Genomic DNA, 1,447 nt, shown 5'->3' on the forward strand with positions numbered 1-1,447 from the left:
GCGCGTCTGCGCACCAGTGGCCTGGACGCGAACAACAGGATGGCCTATCGGGAGATATACATCCACTCGAAGCTGATGCTCATCGACGATGTATTCGTGACGCTGGGCAGTGCCAATCTGAACCAGCGCAGCATGGCGGTGGATAGCGAGATCAACGTGGCCGCGACCGGGCACGAATGGGCGAGCGGGCTGCGGCAGCGGGTGTTTGAGTTGCATTCGGGGGGAGCGACGAGTGGAACAGGAGACCGGGCTCGAATGCCGCAGGTGTTTCGGGATTGGAACACGCTAATGAGGAGCAACCTTGTCACGCGAATGAAGGGCATTGAAAACATGAAGGGCTTCCTTCTGCCGTTCGAAGACCACCGGGCGACCAAGACCATGCACGCGTCGGTCACGCTCCCGTCCTCCAGCAATACGGCGCTCGCATGAAGGCAACTGGCCTGAATTCCGTTACCCGGCTCTGCCGCTTCCTGATTGCGGCCCTTTGCCTGTGCGCCGCGGGCGTCCACGCGGGGCCCCTTAGCTCATTGACGAACAGGCTGACCGCCACCATGTCCCATCTTCCGCGTTACCAGAAACTGCCGCTGTTCGACCCGCATCGCAGGAGCTTTACCTGCGTGTATCAGGACCAGCATGTTCCTGCCATCGATCCGCAGGCGGAGGCGTGGTTCCAGCAGGCGCTGGCGCTGGACAACCCGGATATATGGTTTGAAGATATCGATTACCCAAAGGTCTATCAACTGTATCGTCAGGCCGCCGAACGCAATCACTGGAAGGCGATGCTCAACCTCGCGTCGTTGATCGTCAGCGGCTACCCGGGCGTGCCGGAGCAGGACCCGGAGATCGCCATCCGTTGGGTCGAAAAAGCGATGCAGCTGGGCGTGCCTGACGCGTACGACATGATGGGCACTTACCATCAGAACGGGATGATCAAAGGTGGCGATTCCACCAACGCCTATGCATTCTTCCAGCGCGCAGCCGACCTGGGCAGCCCGGCTGCGCAGGCCTTCCTTGGTTTCAAGATGAGCGGCAATTACGACAGCCCAGACGGTGAATTCTGGGGTAATGCAACCATCGGCATAAAGATGCTGCAATGCTCGCTGTCGCAGGGATATGGCGATGCCGCAGATGATCTGGGCTATCTGTACAAGGGGACTACATCGGAATCCAAACTCCAGGCACTCAAGCTTTTTCACGAAGGCGTGAAACTGGGCAGTGCAAAATGCGCTAATTCTCTATCTAGTGAATTTAATGGTTTTGATCTCGCGAGCGGTACCAATATAGTTGGCCATATCGACGAGGCCCGCGCCGAACGCTACGGCGCGCTCGGCGATGCTTTGGGACACTATCAAGGCCGCCTGAAGCTCCCGAATCTCGACAAGATACTGCCACTGCCACCCGCGCCACTGCCGAAGTGGGACGGCAACAAACAGACGCTGATCGACGC

At 58.7% G+C, this 1,447-nt stretch carries 2 protein-coding genes; both read left to right on the plus strand.

Going from position 1 to position 1,447, the window contains the following annotated elements; translation table 11 throughout:
• Window positions 1-429: phospholipase D-like domain-containing protein (locus F759_RS44750; protein ID WP_036026332.1), on the plus strand; the 429-nt coding region annotated here is incomplete at its 5' end.
• Between the two features lie 122 nt (window positions 430-551).
• The coding region (locus F759_RS0135565) for an SEL1-like repeat protein (RefSeq protein WP_027803924.1) at window positions 552-1,447 on the plus strand (896 nt) is incomplete at its 3' end.

It is taken from the genome of Paraburkholderia dilworthii (assembly GCF_000472525.1).
GTDB classification, from domain to species: Bacteria; Pseudomonadota; Gammaproteobacteria; order Burkholderiales; family Burkholderiaceae; genus Paraburkholderia; species Paraburkholderia dilworthii.